This is a genomic window from Halorhodospira halochloris (assembly GCF_002356555.2).
Taxonomy (GTDB): Bacteria; Pseudomonadota; Gammaproteobacteria; order Nitrococcales; family Halorhodospiraceae; genus Halorhodospira; species Halorhodospira halochloris.
Map to the genome: position 1 here is coordinate 973,351 of NZ_AP017372.2, position 22,391 is coordinate 995,741.

Sequence of the window (22,391 nt, forward strand, 5' to 3'; positions counted from 1 at the left end):
CGAGCAGCAGCTGGTAGCGGTTTCCCGAGCTATTACCAATCGCCCGCATGTGTTGCGCTAACGCTGTTATGTAAATAAGAAGCGAGGGAAATAGGTGATTTTCGAAATCATCGGAGAAATTGAGGGAGCTGAGACATTTGCCGTTGGCAGCTCAATTCGTGAGCTTCCCCGTCTCCGGAAAACTTACGGACAGGGGAAATGGCGAAAGCGAAAAGGAATCGCCACCATTAGGCTGCGCAGTGGCGTTGAGCGTCGGGCCGAGATACACTGGTATGAGGCGACAGGCATAGGACGGAAGGAATTCAAGATCAAAAGATTTTTGGGAAACTGATATGAATCAGCAATTTGTAATCTGCATCGATAACGCGGAATATCCCGCGTCCTTGGAGCGGCGGAAACTTTATGAGGTCGTTCCAGATGCGGACGCAGAAGCTCTGGGGCAGGTGCGGGTCAAAGATGAATCCGGAGAGGACTACCTGTATCCGCAAGAGCTGTTCGTGGCTGTCGACCTCCCATCAAGCACTGAGAAAGCGGTAATCTCCGCTGCATAACAACTAGCTCCAGCTCTTTATTGTTGGCTTCGAGGCATAGCAGAATCTCACCGCTCGCGAACCGGAACCCTAGCGCAGGATGAGCAGCGGCGTGCTCGAGCGCATGATCATGTGGGTGGTCGTGCTGCCGACAAAGAACCGGCGCAGCCGCGAGTGGCCGTAGGCCCCCATGGCCATGAGGTGGATATCCTGCTCCTTGCGGTAGTTGCACACTGTTTCGTCGATCCCGCCGGAACGGACCTCGGCGTGGACCGTGAAACCGGCCGCATCCAGCTGCTGAAGCGGGGCGAGCAACCGCTCGCGGTTGACTGCGGTGTCGGCGTCCACAAGCAGCAGGTGCGCCTCGAGCCCCTGGAGCAGCGGGCTCTCGGTGATGCGAACGACCACCTTGCGGGCCGCCGGGCTGCCGTCGTAGGCGATCAGGAATCGTTCTGGCTCGCGGAAGGCCAGCGGTGCCACCAGGATCGGCTTCTGCACTCGGCGGATGGTGCTCTCCAGGTGACTGCCGATATGCCGCTCTACGGCATCGCCGTCCTCACCCTGCTTGCCGAGCACCAGCAGGCGCATCTCCTCCTCGTAGCGGCGATGCAGCGTCTGATCGTCGGGCAGGCTCTGCACGTCCGAGCGCACATACATGAAGCGGCTTACCTTGTTGGCGAAGAACAGCGCAGCGAGCAGAACGCCGGTGAGTACGCCGATGGCCAGGTTGTGAGTGATCACCGTAACTGCCACGGTGCTAATCATGACTATGTTGGTGCTCATCGGGTGCTTGGGCAGATCCCGGATCGAGGCCCAGCTGAAGGTGTCGATGGAGACCATGATCATCACCGCCACCAGCGCCGCCATCGGGATTATTTCCAGTAGCGGGGTCAGAAAGACCACGAGGATCAGCAGCACTAGGCCGGCTCGTACGCAATACGAAACCACGCTGGTGCGCTCACGGGCCGAACCCGGAGCCTGGACGTCGCGAATCACCAGCAGACCCGGAAGGGCCTGCCACCAAGGAGGGCGCTGTTCGTGTCAATCGTGAAGGGCGGGGGTCCTACCAGCCCCTGGGCTTTATATACAAGTGGGCTGACATCAGGGCGGAGCGCGGCCTGACCTTTAAATTTGTGCGGGGGGCGCTTTGGAGGTTCCTTCTTGTATAATGCAAAATCAACTTTGCGTCCTAGGCGGAGGGCGATTTGACGGGTGCTGCTAAGAAAAAGCTGCCGATAGGTATTCAAACCTTCGCCGACATGGCTAGCGGTGAATACTACTATGTTGATAAGACGGCGCATATTTATCAGCTAGTCGAGCAGGGGCGTTACTTTTTTCTCTCCCGGCCAAGACGCTTTGGTAAGAGCCTGCTGATCGACACCATTAAGACTCTATTTGAAGGGCGTGAGGAGCTTTTTCGCGGCCTGTATGTTCATGATAAGTGGGACTGGAAGCAAACACACCCGGTGATTCGGCTGAGCTTTGCCGATGGGGTGATGCAGAATCGCTCGCAGCTCGATACCCATATCCTGGAGTTGCTCGAGGAGACCGCCGAGCGGCTGGGCATTTCTTTAGATAATACCTCCATCCACGGCCGTTTTCGTGAGCTGATCTACAAGGCCCACGAGCATCACTGTGCCAGGGCGGTGGTGCTAATTGATGAGTACGACAAACCCATCCTCGATAACATCACTGCACCGAATCGGGCGCGCGAGCTGCGCGAGGGTTTAAAGAATCTCTACTCGGTATTAAAAGACGCCGACCCTCATTTGCGTTTTTGCCTGCTCACCGGGGTCTCTAAGTTCAGTAAGGTGAGTCTCTTTTCGGGGCTGAATAATCTGCGTGATATAACACTATCTACCGATTACTCTACCATCTGTGGCTACACCGACACCGATGTCGACTCCGTCTTCGCCGCAGAGTTGTCGGGGCTAGATCGAGAACAGATCCGTCGTTGGTATAACGGCTACAGCTGGGCAGATCAGCAAAATGCAGCGGTTTATAACCCTTTCGACCTACTGCTCCTGTTCCAGGAGCGCCGTTTTGCCCCTTACTGGTTCGAGTCGGCAACGCCCACATTCCTTGTCGATCTGCTCGCCGAGCGCGGTATCTTTACTCCGCGTTTGGAGCAGATGCAGACCGAAGCCGAGCTGCTCAGCCGCTTCGACGTTGAGCAGATCGCTACCGAGGCCTTGCTGTTCCAGACCGGCTACCTGACAGTCCACCATGTCGAGGAGCCGATGACCGGCTACTGGCTCTACACCCTTGGTTACCCCAATGTTGAAGTCGAATCCAGTCTCAACCAAGCTTTACTGCCGGCGCTTGGTGTTAACGAGGCGCCGCGACAGCGCCTTGCCCTGTTCAGAGTCCTGCAGTCAGCCGATCTTGAGGCCTTGGCAGATCACCTGAAAGGACTCTACGCCTCATTGCCCCACGATTGGTACCGCAACAACCCCATTGCTCGTTATGAGGGCCACTACGCCAGCGTTTTTTACAGCCACTTTGCCGCCCTGGGGCTTGATGTAACCGTTGAGGATTCGAGCAACGCCGGTAAAGTCGACATGAGCGTCGATTTCAACGGCACTATCTATCTCTTCGAGTTTAAGGTTGTCGAACAGGTACCTACAGGCAAGGCTCTGCAGCAGCTCAAGGACAAGGGCTACGCCGCAAAATACCTAGGCGAGGGCAAGCCGATCTACCTTATCGGCGTAGAATTTTCCCGCGAGCAGCGCCAGATTGTAGGTTTTGAGGTAGAGCAGATGAACTGATGGCAGACTGTGATTTGACTGCCGCCGGTATGCGCGGCTCTTCCATGGAGTACGCATGGTGTCAGAACAAAAAAATCAATCTGCCTGCTGTTCAGAAGTCTTCAACGCCCGCGGTATAACCAAGGTCTACCGCATGGGCGAAGTCGAGGTCTACGCGCTACGCGGTGTGGACCTAACCATCTATGCCGGTGAGCTGGTCGTCCTGCTAGGACCGTCGGGGAGCGGTAAATCGACGCTGCTCAATATCCTCGGCGGCCTTGATGTGCCTAGCACAGGTCAGGTCATAGCACAGGGACAGGATCTGAGCACCGCTAGCGAGGGAGTGCTCACGGCGTTTAGGCGGCATTTCGTCGGTTTTGTCTTTCAGTTTTACAATCTTATTCCTAGTCTCACCGCTCGCGAAAACGTCGCTATCGTCACCGAGATCGCCCGCGATCCCATGGCCCCCGAGGAGGCGCTTGATATGGTTGGGCTGGGTAAGCGCATAGATCACTTTCCGGCACAGCTCTCCGGCGGCGAGCAGCAGCGAGTAGCGATTGCCCGAGCTATTGCCAAGCGCCCGCAGGTGTTGCTTTGCGATGAGCCGACCGGGGCGCTCGACTCAAAGACCGGTATTGCCGTGCTTGAGGTGCTGGAGCAGATAAATCAGCAAATCGGCACGACTACCGCGATCATCACCCACAACGCCGATATAGCCTCCATGGCGCACCGGGTCATCGACTTTAAGGATGGTCTGATTGACTCAGTGCGGGCGAACCCGGTTCGCCGAGCGGCTCGAGATATAGTCTGGTGAGAGCCCTCAACCATAAGCTGGTGCGCGAGCTGGTGGCGATGCGCAGCCAGGTTTTCGCCATTGCGGTAGTTATCGCCGCCGGAGTGGCCACTTTGGTGATGTTTCTTACCTCGCTCTATGCCCTTACTGAGACGCGCGCTTCGTTCTATCAAGATTATCGATTTGCCGATGTCTTCGCCGCTGCTGAGCGTGTCCCGCAAGGGGTAGTGGCGGAGATAGAAAGCATCCCTGGTGTGCAGCGCGTTGCCGAGCGGGTAGTTGCGGGGGCTAATATTGAAGTTGCGGGGTTTGCGGATCCGATCAGCGGTCGCATCATTTCACTGCCTGATGGCGACAATGCCGAACTCAACAGCCTGTTCCTGAGCTCCGGGCGGCTGCCTGAGCCATATAGAGATGATGAGGTTGTGATTAGTGATGGTTTCGCTGAGGCGCATGAGTTGCAGCCCGGCGATAGCTTGAGCGCCATAGTCCGCGGCCGCTATCAGCGCTTGGAAATTGTCGGAGTGGCGATTTCGCCGGAATTTATCTATCAGATCCGCCCTGGGGAGTTCCTGCCCGATTTTGAGCGCTACGCCATCATGTGGCTGAACCGCTCGGCGCTGGCCGCCGCTTATGACATGGAAGGTTCGTTTAATGACGTGGTGCTGACTCTGCAACGGGATGCCCGCGTCGGCGATGTTATTGATGAGCTAGATCATCTCCTTGAACCGTGGGGCGGGCAGGGCGCGTATAGTCGCGACCATCAACTCTCGCACCGGTTGCTGGAGGATGAGTTCGAGCAGCTAAGCGATATGACACTGCTTATCCCGGCAATATTTCTGGGGGTTTCGGCCTTTTTGCTCAATGTAGTTATCGGCCGACTGATCGCGACTCAGCGCGAGAGCATAGGCATTCTCCGAGCCTTTGGTTACTCCCGCCTGGCCATCGCGAATCACTATCTGCTGCTGGTCTTGGTTATTCTGGCCATTGGCCTACTCCTCGGGGTGGGTCTGGGGTATTGGCTTGGCGAGGGGATGGCCGCCTTATACGCGGATTTTTTCCGTTTCCCCTTTCTCGACTATCAACTTCAACTGCGCACCGTTGCAATCGCAGCGCTGGTTACCTTGCTGGCCGGAGTGGCCGGTACCCTGGTTGCCGTGCAGCGCGCGGCCAAACTTGCCCCAGCGCAAGCGATGCGCCCTGAGCCGCCGCCTAGTTTTCGCCCCACAGTTATCGAGCGTCTCGGCCTGCAGCGCTATCTCGGTCAGCCGACGCGGATGATCTTACGCTCACTCGAGCGCTGGCCGTTGCGCACCATGTTGAGTGTTACCGGTATAGCCTTCGCCGTCGGGATCCTTTTGATAGGCCCCTATCAGCGCAACGCCCTGGATGCCCTGATCGGGGTGCAATTTAACTTGATCCAGCGTGATGATGTCACGGTCTCTTTCTATGAGCCTACCTCGCGCAAGGTCATCCACGAGTTGGCTGGACTGCCGGGGGTGGAGCTGGTCGAGCCGCATCGCTACGTCAGTGCCGAGGTGGGTAAGGGGCACCGCTATCAGCGCATGGCAATCCTCGGCTTGGAGCAGGATGCGAGCCTGCGGCGGTTGATCGACACCGATCATAGGCAGGTCAACCTGCCCGCTGAGGGTGCCCTGATAACCGATTATCTGGCTGAAATGCTCGACGTCGAAATCGATGACACATTGCACATCCGTTTTCTCGAGGGGCGTCGAGGCAGTGTCGAAGTCCCGGTGAGCGGGATTATCGCCGAGTATGTAGGCGTCTCCGTCTACATCAATCTCGCAACTCTCAATCGGCTGATGGGTGAGGGCGAGGCGGTTTCTGGGGCGTGGCTGGCGGTCGATCCAGATCGACGCCAAGAGTTGCTGACTGAGCTTGATCGACGACCGCGGACTGCCAGCGTAACCGAGAGCGCTGCGGCGATGAGAAGCTTCAGCGAGTATGTTGCTGAGACAATGTACGCCGTGCTATTTATGACCATGCTGCTGGCATCTGCCATAGCCTTCGGGGTGATTTACAACAACGCCCGTATAGCCTTGGCGGAACGGGCGCGCGAATTGGCTAGCTTGCGGGTGCTTGGATTTACCCGCAATGAGATCGGTTACATCCTTATCGGCGAGCAAGCGGTTTTAATAGCTCTGGCGCTTGTTCCCGGCTTTGTCATTGGCCACTTTCTCTATGCCGCTATGGTGGCGGCGGTTGAGTCGGAGCTATATCGTGTGCCGATGTTGCCCTCGCTAAGTGGTATGGCCACAGCTAGCGCGGTTATTTTTGCTGTCGGGCTCTTTTCCGGTTGGGTGGTAAAGCGGCGCCTGGATCGGCTCGATTTGATTGAAGTGCTTAAGTCGCGAGAATGAGCGGTCGTCAGGCGACTGGCAGCGTAGCTCCACTAGGCTAGCGTCTTCTCCAGCTACTTTGCCGCTCTGGGGCTGGATAAAACAGTGTAGCCATTCGCGGGAGTCAATTGTGGGGGCGACAGGTTCGGTTAAAAAGTGGCTGCTTGGGTCTGCGGGGGTGCTGCTGGCAGCCATGTTGGTGGTGTTGATTGCCAGGCCCGCACCGGTCTCGGTTGATGAGGGCACGGTTAGCCGCGGGGCGTTAGAAAGAACCCTGGAGGAGGAGGGCGAGACGCGGGCGATGGAGCGCTACGTCCTCTCCGCCCCGGTCAGTGCTTTTGTGCGCCGCTTGCACCTGGATGCCGGTGATCGTGTTAGCCAAGGCGACACCTTGGCAGTGCTCGATCCGCTGGCCTCGGCGGCACTCGATCCGCGCGCCCGGGCGCAGGCTCAGGCGCAACTCAGTGCTGCAGAGGCGGCGATAGAGAGCGCGCGTGCCGATATGCAGGCAGCGCTGGCGAGTGCTGATGGCGCTGCCGATGAGCACCAACGGTTAGCCGATTTGGCAGCCGATGACGCGGTGAGTGAGCGTGAGCTGGAGCGCGCCGCCGCTGAGCGCCGGCGTTTCGAGGCGCTGCAGCGCGCGAGCGAGTTCCGACTCGCAGTGGCTCAGGCCGAACGTGAGCAGGCAGCTGCGCTGCTCGAGGTAGGGCCCGGTACGGTCGGCTACGGTCTTCTCGATATGTTCACTAGTGATCCGCACGGCTCAACGACTGCGAGTGGCGTAAAAGCGGAGGCCAAAGAAGCACCTGGTAAGTCCGACAAGAAGCCTCACGGGCCCGCCGCTGGGCGACTCTTTATGCCAGCCCCAGTTGACGGCGTGATACTTGGGCGGGCCTTTGAAAGCGCCCGCGTGGTGCAGCCTGGTGAGCCCATCCTGGAGCTGGCCAATCTCGATTATCTCGAAGTGGAGGTAGAGGTGCGCTCGGCTGACGCGGTTCGCATTGAACCTGGTATGCCGGTGCGCCTTGAGCGCTGGGGCGGAGATGTGCCTCTCAAGGCTCAAGTCAGGCGGATAGAGCCGGGCGGTTTTGAGTACATCAGTGCGCTCGGCGTCGAAGAGCGTCGGGTCAGGGTGATAGTAGATATCTTATCGCCACGTGAGGATTGGCAGGGTCTGGGGGATGGCTTCAGGGTCAATGCAGTCTTTATCCTGGCCTCGGCAGAAGATGTCCTGCGAGTCCCGGTCAGCGCTCTGTTCAGGCATGAGGGTGAGTGGGCGGTGTTTGCTATCGAGCAGCGCCGAGCCCGCTTGCGCGAAGTCGAGATAGGTGAGCGCGGGGTGCGTTTTGCTGAGATAAAGGCAGGCTTGGGTGAGGGCGATCGAGTAGTAGTGCATCCGCCGCGTGAGCTTGAAGATGGGAGCCGAGTTAATTAGGGGGAAGTCTGAGGTGCACGATCTGTTGATCACGCCACTGCACCGGAACGGGTCCGCGGGCAGCGCGAGGAGCTTCAGTGCCCGGTACCCTAGCGCAGGATGAGCAGCGGTGTGCTCGAGCCCCTGGAGCAGCGGGTTCTCGCTGATGCGATCCGGCCACCTTCCGGGCCGCCGGGCTGCCGTCGTAGGCGATCAGGAGGTTCCTTCTTGTATAATGCAAAATCAACTTTGCGTCCTAGGCGGAGGGTAATTTGCCGGAGACTGCTAAGAAAAAGCTGCCGATAGGTATTCAAACCTTCGCCGATATGGCTAGCGGTGAATACTACTATGTCGATAAGACGGCGCATATTCATCAGCTAGTAGAACAGGGGCGTTACTTTTTTCTCTCCCGGCCAAGGCGCTTTGGTAAGAGCCTGCTGATCGACACCATCAAGTCTCTATTCGAAGGGCGCGAGGAGCTTTTTCGCGGTCTGTATGTTCACGATAGGTGGGACTGGCAGCAAACACACCCGGTGATTCGGTTGAGCTTTGCCGATGGGGTGATGCAGAATCGCTCGCAGCTCGATACCCATATCCTTGAGCTGCTCGAGGAGACCGCCGAGCGGCTGGGCATTTCTTTAGATAATACCTCCATCCACGGCCGTTTTCGTGAGCTGATCTACAAGGCCCACGAGCATCACGGCGCCAGGGCTGTGGTGCTAATTGATGAGTACGACAAGCCCATCCTCGATAACATCACTGCACCTGATCGGGCCCGCGAATTGCGCGAGGGTTTAAAGAATCTCTACTCAGTATTAAAAGACGCCGACCCCCATTTGCGTTTTTGCCTACTCACCGGGGTCTCTAAGTTCAGTAAGGTAAGCCTCTTTTCGGGGCTGAATAATCTGCGTGATATAACACTATCTGCCGATTACTCTACCATCTGTGGCTACACCGACACCGATGTCGACTCCGTCTTCGCCGCAGAGTTGCCGGGGCTAGATCGAGAACAGATCCGTCGTTGGTATAACGGCTACAGCTGGGCAGATCAGCAAAATGCAGCGGTTTATAACCCTTTCGACCTACTGCTCCTGTTCCAGGAGCGCCGCTTCGCCCCTTACTGGTTCGAGTCGGCAACGCCCACATTCCTTGTCGAGCTGCTCGCCGAGCGCGGTATCTACACGCCGTCGCTTACCAACTGGCAGAGCCGTCCGGCGCTGCTCAGCCGCTTCGATGTCGAGCAGATCAGCACCGAGGCTTTGCTGTTCCAGACCGGTTATCTTACCCTTGTCGGCAGCCGCGAGATCGTGCCTAACAAACCGATATACCAACTCGCTTTGCCCAATTACGAGGTCGAGTGCAGCCTTAACGAGGCACTGCTCCCGGTTCTGGGTATTAGCGACGATGCCCTGGATGAGATTGTCTTAAAGTTGCCACAACTACTCCAGTCCAACGATATGGCCGGACTTGAGGAGTATTTCAAGGCGCTCTACGCCTCACTGCCCCATGATTGGTACCGCAATAACCCCATTGCCCGTTATGAGGGTCACTACGCCAGCGTTTTTTACAGCCACTTTGCCGCCCTGGGGCTGGATATAACCGTCGAAGACTCAAGCAATACTGGCAAGGTCGACATGAGCGTCGATTTCAACGGCACTATCTATCTCTTCGAGTTTAAGGTCGTCGAACAGATCCCTACAGGCAAGGCTCTGCAGCAGCTCAAGGACAAGGGCTACGCCGCAAAATACCGAGCCGAGGGCAAGCCGATTTACCTTATCGGCGTAGAATTTTCCCGCGAGCAGCGCCAGATTGTAGGTTTTGGGGTTGAGGAAAAGGCATAAACAACATAAGGAGCGGTGTAGTTGCTAATTGGCTGGACTGAATTGGCTGCAGTGGCGCTAGGAAGCGCCGCAGGAGGCATGGCGCGGTACTGGATTACGGCGCTGGTAAGTCGCGTGTGCACTTCCGCATTCCCCTGGGGAACGCTAGTTGTCAATGTCAGCGGTGCTGCTCTGGCTGGGTTGATCCTTGGTCTGTTGACAATAAAGACGCCTATCATCGCTTCACAAACTGCCGTCGCGTTACTTCTCATCGGGTTTTGTGGCAGCTATACCACTGTCTCCTCGTTCGCCCTGCAGAGCTTTGTCCTGTTTCGTGATGGCAGATCGATGGCGGCCATAGGCAATATAATCGGTTCGTTTGTGCTCAGTCTGCTCGCCGCTTATCTGGCGATATATATCATTGCTGCTCGCTCTGAGCTTGGTCCGTGGCAGATCGCTGGGGGGCTGTGGTGAAGGTATCCTTGTGGATAGGGGCTGGTAGTGCTATTGGCGGCACAGCCCGTTTCGGGATCGATCAGCTATTTATAGGTATGGGTCTCGACTGGTTTCCCTGGGGGACCTTGGCAGTCAATGCGGTCGGCTCATGGTTGATAGGGCTGGTCGCGGCGATAACCATGTTTGCTGAGCGTTCGGCTCTGCCTAACCATATCCAGCAGTTTATCATCGGCGGTTTCTGCGGCGGCTTCACCACCTTTTCGATCCTGAGCCTGGAAACCTTGCAGCTGTTTGAGAGTTATCCGCACCTGGCTGCTGCGAATATCCTGGTTACTTTGCTCGTCTGTTTGCTCTCTGTTTGGTCGGGTTACCTTCAAGGTAAGCGCTTAAAAGATGTCCTCGGTTAATGTGCTAATCCTCGGGGGAACTACTGAGGCCATGCAATTGGCCCGGCTGCTGGAGGGAGATGCCCGCTTTCAGGCGGTATATTCGGTCGCCGGGCGGACTAGCAATCCCCGTTTGCCTAACTTGATTTGCCGCAGCGGTGGCTTCGGTGGGGTAGAAGGTCTGCGTGACTGGTTGGCGGCCAACCAGTGCGGCATTATAGTCGACGCGACGCATCCATTTGCCGGGCAGATCTCGCATAATGCTGCACGCGCCGCTGAGCTGTCTGGGGCGAGATTATTGGCTGTGTCGCGCCCGCCTTGGCGAGCAGTGGCGGGTGATAGCTGGCAGAGCGTTACGAGCATGGCGGAGGCAGCTAGGGCCTTAGGCGAAGCACCCAAGCGGGTCTTGTTGACCATCGGCAAACTCGAGCTGGCCGCCTTTTGTCGCGCACCTCAACACTACTATGTATCTCGCAGCGTGGATTTGCCGGAGCAGCACCCCCCGCACTGTGAGTGCATAACCCAGCGGGGCCCCTTTCGCCTTGAAGATGAGTTAGCGTTGCTCGATGATTACTCTATTGAGGTCATGGTGACCAAGAACTCCGGCGGAAGCGCTGCGCAGCCTAAGCTGGAGGCCGCCCGTAGGCGACGGGTTCCGGTGGTGATGGTGGAACGTCCGCCGCTACCCGGGGTCGCCGAACAAGTTCAGGATGCTGAGCAAGCATTGCGCTGGTTGGAGGGTTATACATGATGGGAGGTCCGGGGTCCGTTTTACTCCTCCCAGCCGGAGCGAGTCGTCGGTGACTCCGCCTCTTGCGGCGGACTGCTGAACGGTGTGAGATCGAAGAAGGCTTGCAGATGGCGCTGGGCGAGAGCCCCATTCCCCTCGTTGCGCAAAACGTTGTAGTGGTAGTAGTGCCGTCCGGCAGCGACATAGCCTAAGGCGGGTGGGTGGGCGGCGCGTACTCGCGCTAGATAGGGGTCTTCATGATGCGGGTTGCGCTCCGCTAGGACCTCATAGAAGTGCCCCAGGTTACGAGCAATCAGCCAGGAGGCCTCGCCGGCCTGGACCCGGCGCTGAGTGCGCGGGGCCTGATATTCGATGACCGGCCGATCCAGCGTGTTGATCGGTGCATCCTCAAAGAGTCCACTATCGGTGATCCGTCCGGCGTACATGCGCAGAGCGGAGGCCAGTAAGGCGGCCTCCGGATGAGGCGCGTTGCCTGCCAGCCGCCTCCCGTGGCGGATGAGCGCCTCGGGATCAAGGGTGACGCCCTCTTCGGTGCCGACCAGCGCCAGTATCGAGCCATCGGCGAATAAGTCCCCGCGCCAGGCGACTACTTGCGGGAATACGGCATCCATGGTTCGGGCGATGATCGCGAAGTCATCAGCGCTGAGTTGGTAGAGTGGCAGCCACTGGACGAATAGGCCGCCCTCTTCAAGTCGCTGACGGGCTTGCTGATAGTGTTCTTTGGTGTAGAGGTTGCCGGTGCCGGCGCGCCACGGAGTAAAGAGGTCGCTGATAATGACGTCGTACTTATGTTCGGCGTGGCGAAGGCAGTGGTGCGCATCCTGGGCCCGCACGCGAGCACGGGGATCTTCGAATAGCCCCTGGGTCCAAGGTTCGAAGTGGGCCTCGGCCAATTCGATGACCTCCGGGAGTAGCTCGCAGGCGTCGAGCCGCTCCACCGAGAAGCTCAAGGCAGTGCCCGCCGTGATCCCTGTGCCGAGCCCCAGGAAGAAGACGGATTGCGGCTCGGGGTGCGCCATCATGGGGATCAATGTCTGGTTGCGCTCAGACTCGAGTCCCCCGGTTCCGCCCAATGTGTAGTAGTTGTTGACCCGCAGGAGACGATTTCCGTCCCGCTTAATAGCCGCAACGGTTGCATGGGTGCCCTCTCGCGCTTCGATCAACCGCTCGCCGGCGGCCTCATCAACCCGTGCAATGTTCCATTCGCCGGGCCGGAAAACGGCGAGGGCGACAGCGGCTACCAGCAATGGTGTAGCGTACGTCCAGCGCTGCCAGCGCGGGAGCGGTTCGCGGGCAAGCACAGCCACGGCCAACAGGGGGTAGATCGCACCCAAAGCAATCAGGCTACCCGTGGCGCCAAGGGTGGGGAGCAGGACGAAGCCGGCAGCTAGAGAGCCGAGAATGGCACCTGATGTGTTGGCGGCAACGAGTTGGCCGATGGCTGGGCCGGGTTGTGGATTGGCGGCCTGGACGACGCGCAGCAGATAGGGGAGTACAGCCCCCAGCATGACGCCCGGCAGAACCATGACCAGTAGGGCAATGCCCGAGACCGCCGTGAGGTATTCCGCCCAGCCCGCTCCAGAACCGACGTAGGTCAGGCCCGCCGTCGCGCTGTGGAAAGCCCAGGGCGAGACGGCCACCACCGCCGCCGCAATGGTGAGCAGGGCGAGGAGCACATGACGGGGGTTGAAGCGAGGTATCCGGGCGAGTCCATGGGAGGCGATAGAGCCTAAGCTCAGTGCCAGGAGGAAGGCGACCAGGACGATTGCATACGTATAGACCGAGTTCTGGAGAACCTGGGCAAAGAGGCGAGTCCAGAGCACTTCAACAGCGAGGGTCACAAACCCCGATGCGAAGGCGATCCAGAGCACGAGCCGGGACGACAGCCCACCGGCCTCCAATGTCGGAGTGGCGGGTTTGGAGGGCGATGTCAGCGGATCGGCGCAAGCCCGTTTTGCCGCCTGGCCGCGGGCAAGGATAAGCGCGGCTGCCCCGACACTCAGGTCGATGGCAATCGCTAACAGGTAGGTTCCACTGAACCCCAGGGCCATCGGTAGAAAGAATCCGGCAGCCAGCGCGCCGAGGACAGAACCGAAGGTGTTGAGTGCATAAAGCGCTGTGCCGGTGGTCGCCAGCCGTCTCGGGGCCCGAACCATGAATTGCCCGATCATGGGGAACGTCCCGCCCATCAAGAATGCCGGCGGGAAGAGGATCAGCGTGGCGAGTGAGATCCGCAGGGCCAGGTCGGCCGCAGCCAGGTCGCCGGCCAGTCCATAGAGCGCCGGGTAGATGGCGTGGTAGAGGTCGTAGAGCAGGAAATGACCAAGCGCGGTGATGGCCACGCCGATCTCCAACAGGCCGAAGCCGGCTAGCGGGGAGCGTAAGCGCGGCGCCAGTCGCCCCCAAACCCAACTACCTGCGGCGAGACCAGCGAAAAAGACCGCAATCGCCAGCGCCGCGGCCTGGGCAGTGTTGCCGAAGAGCAGGCCTAGCTCGCGGACCCACAGCACTTGGTAAACAAGTGCGGCAAAACCGGAGCAGAGGAAGAGGATGACTGTCCACCAGCGGAGCCCGCGTGCCATTCTTGATGCACCTGAGTTGCAATTGGGGTTCTAATCGTATCAGAAAAAACGAGCTGCCTGTCGGTGTCTTCAGGCACCTCAAAAGGCAGGCTCCTCCGGTTTCCTTAAGCCGCTTACGCCAATAAAATGGTGAAGCAAACCAAATTTATGGAGTTAACCAATGAGCGATAAAGTATATAAGACTATTGAACTGACCGGCACTTCAAAGACTAGCATGGAGGAGGCGGTCAATAACGCGGTAAACCGTGCCCACAAGACTCTGCGCCATTTGCGCTGGTTCCAGGTTACTGATACCCGTGGTCACATTGAAGATGGCGAGATTGTCCACTGGCAGGTGACGGTCAAGATCGGCATGACCATAGAGGATTGAGGGGAGCGCTGTGCCCTCACTGACCAGTGATCCAAGTTACGCCTATCAACGCGGTTACTGCTCATCATCCATCCGGTATCCGATCACGAAGGGTAGCCCGGCGTGCCTGGTCATGTTGACCTCGACAGCGTAAGCGGCATGGATATTATCGTGGGTGATTACCTTATCCGGTTGGCCCTCGGCGACTATTTGGCCACTTTCCAACAGTGCTATGCGATCGGCGAGCTGAACTGCTAGGTTGATCTCGTGGAGGACGATGAGTATCCCTTGATTGTGTTCGCGGCTATGCCGGCGCAAGATCTGGATAGTGTCGCGCTTGTGCTTCATGTCGAGGTGGTTGGTCGGCTCATCGAGCAGCAGAAAGGGCGTCTCACGGACTAGCGCCCGGGCGATTGCAGCCTTCTGTCGTTGGCCGCCACTGAGTTCAGTAAGCAGCTTGTTACTCATCGAATCGAGCCCTAGCTGCTCCAGCGTGTTGGCTACTGTAGCCATGTCATCTTCTGAGTAGTGCCAGCTGCTCCGGCGCAGGCCGAGCATAACGCTCTCGAAGACGGTCATTGGATAGACTATGTCGGCTGCCTGGGGGACATAGGAGACCCGCTCGGCAATCTGCCATTGCCGCAACCTACGCAGGTCATCGCCGGCGATATCAATGGTGCCGTGACGGCTGCGCAGAAACCGATTGGCGCACTTGAGCAGCGTGGTCTTGCCCGAGCCATTGGGGCCGATAAGCGCGACTATCTCGCCACGGTTAATCTGCAGGCTGACCTCATCGAGGACCTTTTCTTTGCCGTAGGCAAAGGAGAGATCGCTGATGCTAAGCTTGTTATGCTCAGAGACATAGCCACTAGTCGGCCTATTGGCACCTGCCTTAGACATATCATGGCCCCTTACGTTCACGCTGCAGCACCTTCGCGACGGCGCAGGATCAGGTAGATGAATAATGGCGAACCGATGAATGCGGTAACCACGCCCACTGGCAGGATCACCGAGCCGAAGGCGTGGAGTGATACCAGATCGGCTAGTGCTAGCAGAAGGCCGCCCATAAGTGCCGTGGCCGGGATTAAGAAGCGGTGATCGGTGCCAATCAGCAATCTTGCCAAGTGGGGGGCAACTAGGCCGAGAAAACCGATGCCGCCAGTGAATGCGACCACCACGGCGACCAGAAACGCGACCAACAGCATCAAGGCTATCCGTAGCCTCTCCACAGCCATACCGAGGCTCTTGGCGGTATCGTCACCGAGGAGAAGGCGGTTTAGGTCGTTGGCGCGCCAGAGAAAGACCGGCAATGTTAGCAGCAGGGCTATGCCGATAAAGGCCAAGCTCTCCCAGTTGGCGCGGCTGAGGCTGCCGACAGTCCAGAACATTACCTCGCGCGTGGCGTAGGCGTCGGAGAAGTAAACGATCAGGGTGGTGGTGGCGCCGAAAAAATACATCAGGGCGATACCGGCGAGGATCAGACTGGTGGGGGTCGCTCCCTTCCATTGGCCGATCATAAGGATAAGCAGTGATACCCCCATGGCGAAGATGAAGGCGTTGGCGACGATGCCGTACACGCCAAAAGCCGAAAAGCCGAAGACGATAACCAGGGCCGCACCCAGTGAAGCGCCGGAGGAGAGGCCGAGGGTAAAAGGCGAGGCCATGGGGTTGCGCAGCAGGGTCTGGAGGATAACGCCGCCGAGCGCTAGGCCCATTCCGGCGGTGACTGCCGTGCCCAGCCGGGGTAGGCGGATGTTCCAGACGACGTTCTCGATCTGGGAGCTGACCAGTCCCCCACTGACCCACGGTGAGAGTAGAGCGCGGAGCGTATCCATGGCGCCGATCTGCAACGGTCCGAGGGTAAGACCGTAGACGCTTACCGCGCCCAGACTGCCAATTAGAGATAGTAAGACCAACCAGCGGCGGCGATTTTGCGCTCGGTAGGCGGTGACCGGTGAGCTATACCCGCCGGTAGTTTTAGCAGTTTTATGGCTGGCCTGCTGAGTCATAGGAGCTTTAAATCTATACTGTGGCGCCTCTAAAATTTCCCCGGAGCCATCATCCGCCCCGGTGTGGAGGCCATGGCGCCAGTGATGGCTCCATGCAACCTCCAGGGAGGGGGTCACGGCGTCCTCCACACCGATCGGATGATGGCTCCGGGAAGATGGAGGCGCCTACCAAAAGCAGTGGGCTATTTTGAGGTGTTCTCCAGCAGGCTGCTTTGCTCATTAAGGTGCTCAAACAAGCCTTCCTGGCCGTAGAATTTATTAAGTATTTGCTCGCCACGCTGAGCGGTATCTATATCATCGAACGCCTCAGGGTAAAGGATTTTGCCCATATGGATCAGATCTATCAGGCCGGTCGCCAAGTCCCAGCCCATATAGGTTCCCTTGAAGCGGTAGATGTTACCATCCTGTACTGCGCTTATCTGCGCTAGGCTCGAATCTTCGCCTATCTCACTGGCTGCAACACGGCTCGTTTGCGATGGGGTGTGGAGGAAGATGTACTCCGGATCCCAGGCCAGTAACTGCTCAGCGCTTATCTCGCCATCCCGGCCGCGCCTCGCGGTCGCGACATTATCCGCGTCTAGTTGCTCGATCGGCAAGTAGAAGGCTACGTTGTTGAACAGGTTGCTGCGATGGGCCATGTAGACGCGCGGTGCGGCAAGCTCCTGAGCCTCTTTGCCTTGTTCTGCGGCAGCGCTCTTGCGGTGCTCGGCGATGCGCTCCTGGATCTGTTCAACCTCGGTAAAGTAATCCTCGACCAGGCTTGAGGCGCGCTCTTCACGATCAAGAACCGCACCCATGAGCTGGTAGGCCTGTTCAATCTCGGCGTAGATCTGTTCCTCTTCGCGGTCACGCCCTAGGGTGTTGACGGCGATGACCGGTATGCCGAGTTGTTGCTGGATCTGATCGGCACGGTTTGCCATCGCCTCTGCCGAATCGCCGCGACTGAAGGCCCAGAATAGAAAGACATCGGGCTCGACGCTGACGATTTTCTCCAGGCTTATCTCTGACCCGGGTTGGCCACCGCCAATTTTGGGGGTGTTTTCAAGACCGTCAAAGGCGCGTGCCTCGATGGTCTTGTCCTCGGAGAAGCGCGAACCGAACATGTCGCTGGGGATGCCGACGAGCTTTTCGCCGGCATCAAGGTGGAGCGTCATGCGAAAGGCATCGACGTTGACGGTGGCAACCCGTTCGACCTCTGCGGGGATCTCGACGCTGCGTCCGAGCATGTCTTCAACGGTTTGGGTTTCAGACGATGACTCCACGTCCGGTGTGGCTTGCTCGGTCGGCTTGAAGTCATCGCAGCCGGTGCTTGCCCAGAGCAAGAGTAGGGCGCCAACCGGGATGGCTATCCAGCTCGGAAGTCGGCGTTGTTTAGGTTGCATAGGTTAATCTCACAGTGCTGTTGATCTGGCGTTGTCTGTTTAAGGCGAACGTGCTGTGAATCCTCTGTGGGCAGTTCGAAACTGCCCACTGCCAATGGTTGCCTCTCTAAAAGCGCAGTTCGGCGGTGATTCGCACATCTCTGCCGGGCTCGCTGCGGATGTGATAATCGCCGTTATCTTCCCAGGCTAAGGAGGTGTGCTCGGCGTAGCGGGTGTCGAAGAGGTTGTTGATGGCCAAGGCCAATTTCAGCTCTTCGCCGCCACCCGGTAGTCCAGAGGGGCCACAAGGCAGCCACTCAACCTGGATGTCGTGCAGATCGTAGCCGTCGCGCTCGGGCTCGTCATCCGGGACGTCGGTGTGGTCGCCGACCCAGGTCAGCGTATAACCGAGGGTAATTTGTTCGGTTGCCGCCCAGCGGTTGTCCCATACCAGGCGGTCTCCGCCTATGCCACCACGGCGCCTGGATACCCCTTGTGGGTCGCCGTCCTCGTTTACCGTTTCGGCGCTCATAAAGCTAAGTTGGGTGTCGTAGGTGGCGTAGCCCCAGGCAGCGCGGATCTCGAAACCGCGGGTTATTAGAGTGTCGTCGCGGTTGATGACATTACCTACTAGTGGGTCGTCTTCCTTCTGGACGCTTGGAGGTCTTCGATCGTCGTCCCATGTGACGGTGTAAGGGCTACCCCAATTGTCATCGCGCTCAATGCTATTATCTATCTTGGTTTCAAAGTAAGTCGCATTTAATTTGAAACTATCGCGTTCTTTGAATAACCCTCTCGATTCATAGTCTAACCCTGCTTCCCAGCGGCTCGATTCTTCAGCCTTGAAAGGCTCATCGTTGTTTAGGTTGGTTCGCTCATCTATAAACTGCATCCAACCAACAGGGATTAAGCCGCTGCCGCTTACTGCCTCACCGTAGCCGGCAAATGCAGTCCATCCTTCAGTCATTTCAAAATCTGTACTGATATTAGGCGATAAGGCATCGCCTTCAAGCTTGCGATCGAAAAATTCTGTTGAGTAATCATCAAAACGCGCCCCTAGCGATACACCCAAGCGTCCGTAACGCATCCGGTTCTGTAAGAAGAGACCGAGGTTGCGTGATTCGTGGCTGAGATCAGGTTCATCAGGGCGGTTGTTTTGGCCGTCCTCCAGGTAGTAGTCAGCACCCGCGGTCAACCTATGCTCGCTATCCCCGATGTGAAAAGTGAAGGTGTTGCGCAGATCGGCGCCGTGCTCCAGGGCGCGGGTCTCGCTATCATCATCGAGGCGTTTGAGGCGGTTGTCGTTGCGGTAGATGTTTAATCGCCAATCAATATGGTTAGCATCCGGGTCGTAGTGGTGCGCGAAGTTATAGGTGTCACGCTCGCGCTCTTGTCTGACCTCGTCCTGGCGTGTTTCAAGTTTAGGATCACCGAAATCACTGCCTATGGAACCATAGGCGTGATCGCCGACGAAGGTGTTGCGCTGGGCGCTAAAGCGTAGCTCATGGTCGTTAAAGCGCGACTCGTCGCCGTTTGTCTCCGGTATCCGGCTAAGCTTAAGCATATAGTCGCGGTCCCGTCCCCCCGAGCCGGGCATGGTGCCGCCTTCGCCGATACGATAATCGTCGCGGTTTACAGCACTTATGTGGGAGAGGATGCCGGTGTTTTGGCCCAGCATGGCGTAGGCGGTGGTCGAGCCGCGATACGATTTATCCGCGCTGGCGTAACCGGTTTTGGCCCGCGCTCCCCGATCTTTATCGGGTAGCAGCAGATCCTGGGCATCTTTGGTGGTAAAGCGAATGCTCCCGCCAAGTGCACCTGCGCCTTGGTCGGCGGCGGGGCTTGGGTCGATATCGACCGCTTTGAGGAGGTCCGGGTCAATACCGCTTAGGCCACCGCGGTGTTGGTGCAGATCGCGCCCCTCGCGAGCCCCATCGATAGTAACGTTTAAATTGTTGGCCTCAATGCCGCGCAGATAGAGGCGCTGCGCGTTACGGCTGCCGCCGCCGACGTTGGCCGCTGCCTCGCCGCGAAATATCTCGCCGCTATGTGATGCCTGGCGACGTTGCAGCAGTTCACTGCTGATGCTGCTAGCGCCGCCCTCGGCGCCAGCTTCTATGGTGACCGGTGAGAGCAAGGTTGTGCCGGCGCCAGAGCTGGTGGTTATGGATTGGCTGTCTTGTTGTTCGGCTAGCAGTGCCGCGGGGTAGAGGGCCGAGAGGGATAGTAAGCCTAACGATCCGAGAGAGAATTGTCTTAAGTTATGGGAATCAAACCTTAACATTCAGCGCTCCTCATCATCTGATGGGCGCTGGCGACAGTTGCTGGGGGAAGGGCGGCGCAGCAAGCAACGCAATAGCGCGTGGCTGCGCTACTGTGTGATTACAGAAGTGCCTATGCCCCCAGGCGCGCCGCCCGCACGCCGTTACATGGGTTGTGGTGGGACGGTCTCCGGGCTCGTGGGGCAGCCAGATCGACACCAACTCTGATGTTGATCTGCTGAGCGGATCGCCTTCCCACGGAGGCCGCCTGAATGACGGCTGTTCCGCAGTGGCTTGCCCGGGCACCTTGAAGACTCCTCTGGAGCCATTTTCCTGGACTGGTGTGGAGGACGTCTTGCATCCATCCTTGGAGCCTTCATGGCGCCATCCTTGGCGCCAAGACCTTCAAACCAGGGCAGAAAATTGGCTCCGGGGGAGCTTGCGATATGCCCGTTTACTTGCTCCCTATGGGCGCGCCTTATTCACGCCCCTCGAGAGCAAGCTGATCCGCTATACCCACCTACCGTTGCGGGGGCAGCGCCGGCTTCACCGCTACTTGCGGCTGTACCGGACTTCCCGTTTCCCAACCAGTGGGGTGCCTCTAAAGCCCCACCTTGCGCCAATTGGCTAAGGGGAGTTTTAGAGGCGCCCAGTGCTTTCAAAGCTAACAGGATTCTTTAAAGGCGACGCATCCTACAGTGGAAAAGGCTTAAAAGCAAATTGCCGTCGATATCGCATAGCTCCAGGCTGCTGGTCTCTGGGGTAAGCGCTGCGCTGGCGCTCTGCAGATTTGCGAGCAGGAATAGGGTGTTGATGCTGGCGGTATCGATACTAAGATTAATCTGCTCGGCGGCTAACTCTATCTTGCTTTCCTTGAGGGTTATATCAGCCGGAGCAACGTTAAGGTTGAGTACGACCCCGTGCGGGGTTGCAGTTGTTGCTTGTAAAAGCGGCAAATGGCTGAATCTATCCAGCGCCCAGCTGAGGTCTGCGGTGTCTAGTAAGCGACTCGTAAAGGGGTCATCCGAGCTGCTCAGCTGCTCTGCTACGGCCGTGAGTATCTCTGCTCGCGGGGCATCGAAATGCTCCATTGCTGCCTCAATTCGTGGCTCTTCTTGTGAGCGCAGCCAAGCCCTTACCTCAGCGTGCCACCCCTCCAGTCCGAGTGGCAGTGACTTACCGCGCTGGTTCCGGGTATCCGGTGAATGCTTGCTGCCCTGGGTCTGCTCAGAAGAGTGCTCCGCCTGACTGCCGTACTTAGCCCGATAGCCGCGCGGGGTGATCATATAACCGCCCTGCTGATAGGTGCTGGAGTTGCCGATCAGCACCGTGCTGAGCATATCAAGCTCGCAGCGATGGAGTTCGCCGAGGCAGCTATGCTCGATGCTTTGCCCGTCGCGGTAGGCCGAGCGGATGACCGCGACCGGGGTCTGGGCACTGCGCCGGCGCAGTAATATCTGCTGGGCGATTTTGATATGTTGGGTACGCTTTTTGCTTGCCGGATTATAGAGGGCAACGACGAAATCACCCCGTGCCGCAGCCTCAAGCCGGCGAGCAATAACTGGCCAGGGGGTGAGCAGATCGGATAGTGAGATGGTGCAGAAATCGTGGGAAAGGGGAGCACCGACTAGGCTGGCACTAGCGCTCAGGGCGGTAATGCCGGGGATAACTTCGATATCTATGGCCAATCTGTCACTATCCCGGCCGTTTTTCGCCTCTTGCCAGCTATTATCCTGACTTTGGGGTTCCTGGTTGAAGCCATCATCGTGGTTTGCAGGGTATTGGCCGCGCTCTATGAGAAGTTCGTAGATTGGAGCTGCCATGCCGTAGACCCCGGCATCACCCGAGGAGATTAGCGCTACCGTGTTGCCCAGCAGTGCGTGGGCGTAAGCCTGCTCGGCGCGCTCGAGCTCCTCGGTCATGCCCTTACTGATTACCCTTTTGGTGTCGAGCAGCTCAGCAATCAGGTCAAGGTAGGTCTTGTAGCCGATTACTACGTCTGCAGCGGCGATTGCTTGCCGGGCGCGTTGCGACATTAATCTGCTATCGCCAGGGCCGATGCCGATAACCAGGATTTTGCCGGCGGGTGCCTGTCCCTTCGCAGAACCACTGATGTCCCCCCCCGATCCTAGCTGCCCCTCTGGGTTGATCAAGGCAACGGAGACCGTGACGTTCTTGCCGTCACTGCCGCGGCGACGGCGTTTTTCGATCAGCAGCGCGCGGCTATCGGTGCCAGCGTGGAGCAGAGCCGCAGCTTCGGCCACTGCCGGGGTACCGGTATGCCGGGCCACTGTCGCAGATGGGTGGGGGACTGAAACCGCGGCGAGTTCGGCAGCGCTGTAGAAAAATAGCGGCCAGTCTTGCTGGTGGGCGAGGTCTGTTATGGCATGCTCGTCCTTTTTGATGTCGATAGTGGCCATTGCAGCTACCGCCTGCTCATCAAGACCGGCATCCTGCAGCGCGGCAGTGATAGCCCGCTGCACAGTCGCGCGCTCGGCGCCGCGGTCACAGCCGATCCCGATAACAACGCGGGGATGGGAAATCTGCGGGTAATCCTCTTTGTTCATCT

General features: G+C 58.2%; 17 protein-coding genes and 1 pseudogene. 10 read left to right on the top strand and 8 right to left on the bottom strand.

Annotated elements, in window-relative coordinates; genetic code table 11:
* Window positions 1-332 precede the first annotated feature (332 nt).
* On the top strand, window positions 333-551 hold the full coding sequence (locus HH1059_RS04550; protein ID WP_096408800.1) for a hypothetical protein: 219 nt from the start codon (window positions 333-335) through the stop codon (window positions 549-551).
* Between the two features lie 69 nt (window positions 552-620).
* Here the strand turns inward: HH1059_RS04550 and HH1059_RS04555 are convergent, their stop codons facing one another.
* Both HH1059_RS04555 and HH1059_RS04560 read right to left on the bottom strand, forming a co-directional pair.
* On the bottom strand, window positions 621-1,118 hold the full coding sequence (locus HH1059_RS04555; protein WP_231902071.1) for a universal stress protein: 498 nt from the start codon (window positions 1,116-1,118) through the stop codon (window positions 621-623).
* Window positions 1,119-1,127: 9 nt separating this feature from the next.
* Window positions 1,128-1,457, bottom strand: a pseudogene (locus HH1059_RS04560) (sodium-independent anion transporter); the annotation flags it as partial.
* Between the two features lie 278 nt (window positions 1,458-1,735).
* Here HH1059_RS04560 and HH1059_RS04565 point away from each other — a divergent pair.
* The 8 genes from HH1059_RS04565 (at window position 1,736) to HH1059_RS04600 (ending at window position 11,260) form a co-directional block, all read left to right on the top strand.
* Complete coding sequence (locus tag HH1059_RS04565; protein ID WP_096408802.1) at window positions 1,736-3,298, top strand: ATP-binding protein; 1,563 nt, start codon at window positions 1,736-1,738, stop codon at window positions 3,296-3,298.
* 55 nt (window positions 3,299-3,353) lie between these two features.
* Entirely contained in the window at window positions 3,354-4,091 is a 738-nt protein-coding gene (locus HH1059_RS04570) for an ABC transporter ATP-binding protein (RefSeq protein ID WP_096408805.1), read from the top strand.
* Window positions 4,088-6,451 (top strand): ABC transporter permease, encoded by a 2,364-nt coding sequence (locus HH1059_RS04575; protein ID WP_096408807.1) that lies wholly within the window; start codon window positions 4,088-4,090, stop codon window positions 6,449-6,451. The genes HH1059_RS04570 and HH1059_RS04575 overlap by 4 nt, the downstream gene beginning before the upstream one ends.
* Before the next feature lie 109 nt (window positions 6,452-6,560).
* Window positions 6,561-7,868: an efflux RND transporter periplasmic adaptor subunit gene (locus HH1059_RS04580; protein ID WP_231902023.1), complete on the top strand. Its 1,308-nt coding sequence runs from the start codon at window positions 6,561-6,563 to the stop codon at window positions 7,866-7,868.
* Window positions 7,869-8,173: 305 nt separating this feature from the next.
* Window positions 8,174-9,688 (top strand): ATP-binding protein, encoded by a 1,515-nt coding sequence (locus tag HH1059_RS04585; RefSeq protein ID WP_231902072.1) that lies wholly within the window; start codon window positions 8,174-8,176, stop codon window positions 9,686-9,688.
* Between the two features lie 21 nt (window positions 9,689-9,709).
* Window positions 9,710-10,141: a fluoride efflux transporter FluC gene (locus HH1059_RS04590; protein WP_231902024.1), complete on the top strand. Its 432-nt coding sequence runs from the start codon at window positions 9,710-9,712 to the stop codon at window positions 10,139-10,141.
* The gene (locus HH1059_RS04595) at window positions 10,138-10,530 is read left to right on the top strand and encodes a fluoride efflux transporter FluC (protein WP_162549360.1); all 393 of its coding nucleotides are present in this window, start codon (window positions 10,138-10,140) and stop codon (window positions 10,528-10,530) included. Before HH1059_RS04590 ends, HH1059_RS04595 begins: the two co-directional genes overlap by 4 nt.
* The gene (locus HH1059_RS04600; RefSeq protein WP_096408815.1) at window positions 10,517-11,260 is read left to right on the top strand and encodes a cobalt-precorrin-6A reductase; all 744 of its coding nucleotides are present in this window, start codon (window positions 10,517-10,519) and stop codon (window positions 11,258-11,260) included. Before HH1059_RS04595 ends, HH1059_RS04600 begins: the two co-directional genes overlap by 14 nt.
* A gap of 20 nt (window positions 11,261-11,280) precedes the next feature.
* Here the strand turns inward: HH1059_RS04600 and HH1059_RS04605 are convergent, their stop codons facing one another.
* A complete protein-coding gene (locus HH1059_RS04605) occupies window positions 11,281-13,842 on the bottom strand; it encodes a fused MFS/spermidine synthase (RefSeq protein WP_096408818.1) in 2,562 nt (853 codons plus the stop codon).
* Window positions 13,843-14,002: 160 nt separating this feature from the next.
* Here HH1059_RS04605 and HH1059_RS04610 point away from each other — a divergent pair, with 160 nt between their 5' ends.
* Window positions 14,003-14,212, top strand: a complete 210-nt coding sequence (locus HH1059_RS04610) for a dodecin (RefSeq protein ID WP_096408820.1) — start codon at window positions 14,003-14,005, stop codon at window positions 14,210-14,212.
* 54 nt (window positions 14,213-14,266) lie between these two features.
* On the opposite strand, the gene HH1059_RS04615 is transcribed toward HH1059_RS04610, so the two are convergent.
* The 5 genes from HH1059_RS04615 to HH1059_RS04635 form a co-directional block, all read right to left on the bottom strand.
* Complete coding sequence (locus HH1059_RS04615) at window positions 14,267-15,091, bottom strand: ABC transporter ATP-binding protein (RefSeq protein ID WP_096408823.1); 825 nt, start codon at window positions 15,089-15,091, stop codon at window positions 14,267-14,269.
* Between the two features lie 17 nt (window positions 15,092-15,108).
* On the bottom strand, window positions 15,109-16,200 hold the full coding sequence (locus HH1059_RS04620) for a FecCD family ABC transporter permease (RefSeq protein WP_096410338.1): 1,092 nt from the start codon (window positions 16,198-16,200) through the stop codon (window positions 15,109-15,111).
* Between the two features lie 182 nt (window positions 16,201-16,382).
* Window positions 16,383-17,582: an ABC transporter substrate-binding protein gene (locus HH1059_RS04625; protein WP_096408825.1), complete on the bottom strand. Its 1,200-nt coding sequence runs from the start codon at window positions 17,580-17,582 to the stop codon at window positions 16,383-16,385.
* A gap of 106 nt (window positions 17,583-17,688) precedes the next feature.
* Window positions 17,689-19,845: a TonB-dependent receptor domain-containing protein gene (locus HH1059_RS04630; RefSeq protein ID WP_096408828.1), complete on the bottom strand. Its 2,157-nt coding sequence runs from the start codon at window positions 19,843-19,845 to the stop codon at window positions 17,689-17,691.
* A 654-nt stretch (window positions 19,846-20,499) separates the two neighbouring features.
* Window positions 20,500-22,389 (bottom strand): precorrin-3B C(17)-methyltransferase, encoded by a 1,890-nt coding sequence (locus tag HH1059_RS04635; protein WP_096408830.1) that lies wholly within the window; start codon window positions 22,387-22,389, stop codon window positions 20,500-20,502.
* Window positions 22,390-22,391: the final 2 nt, after the last annotated feature.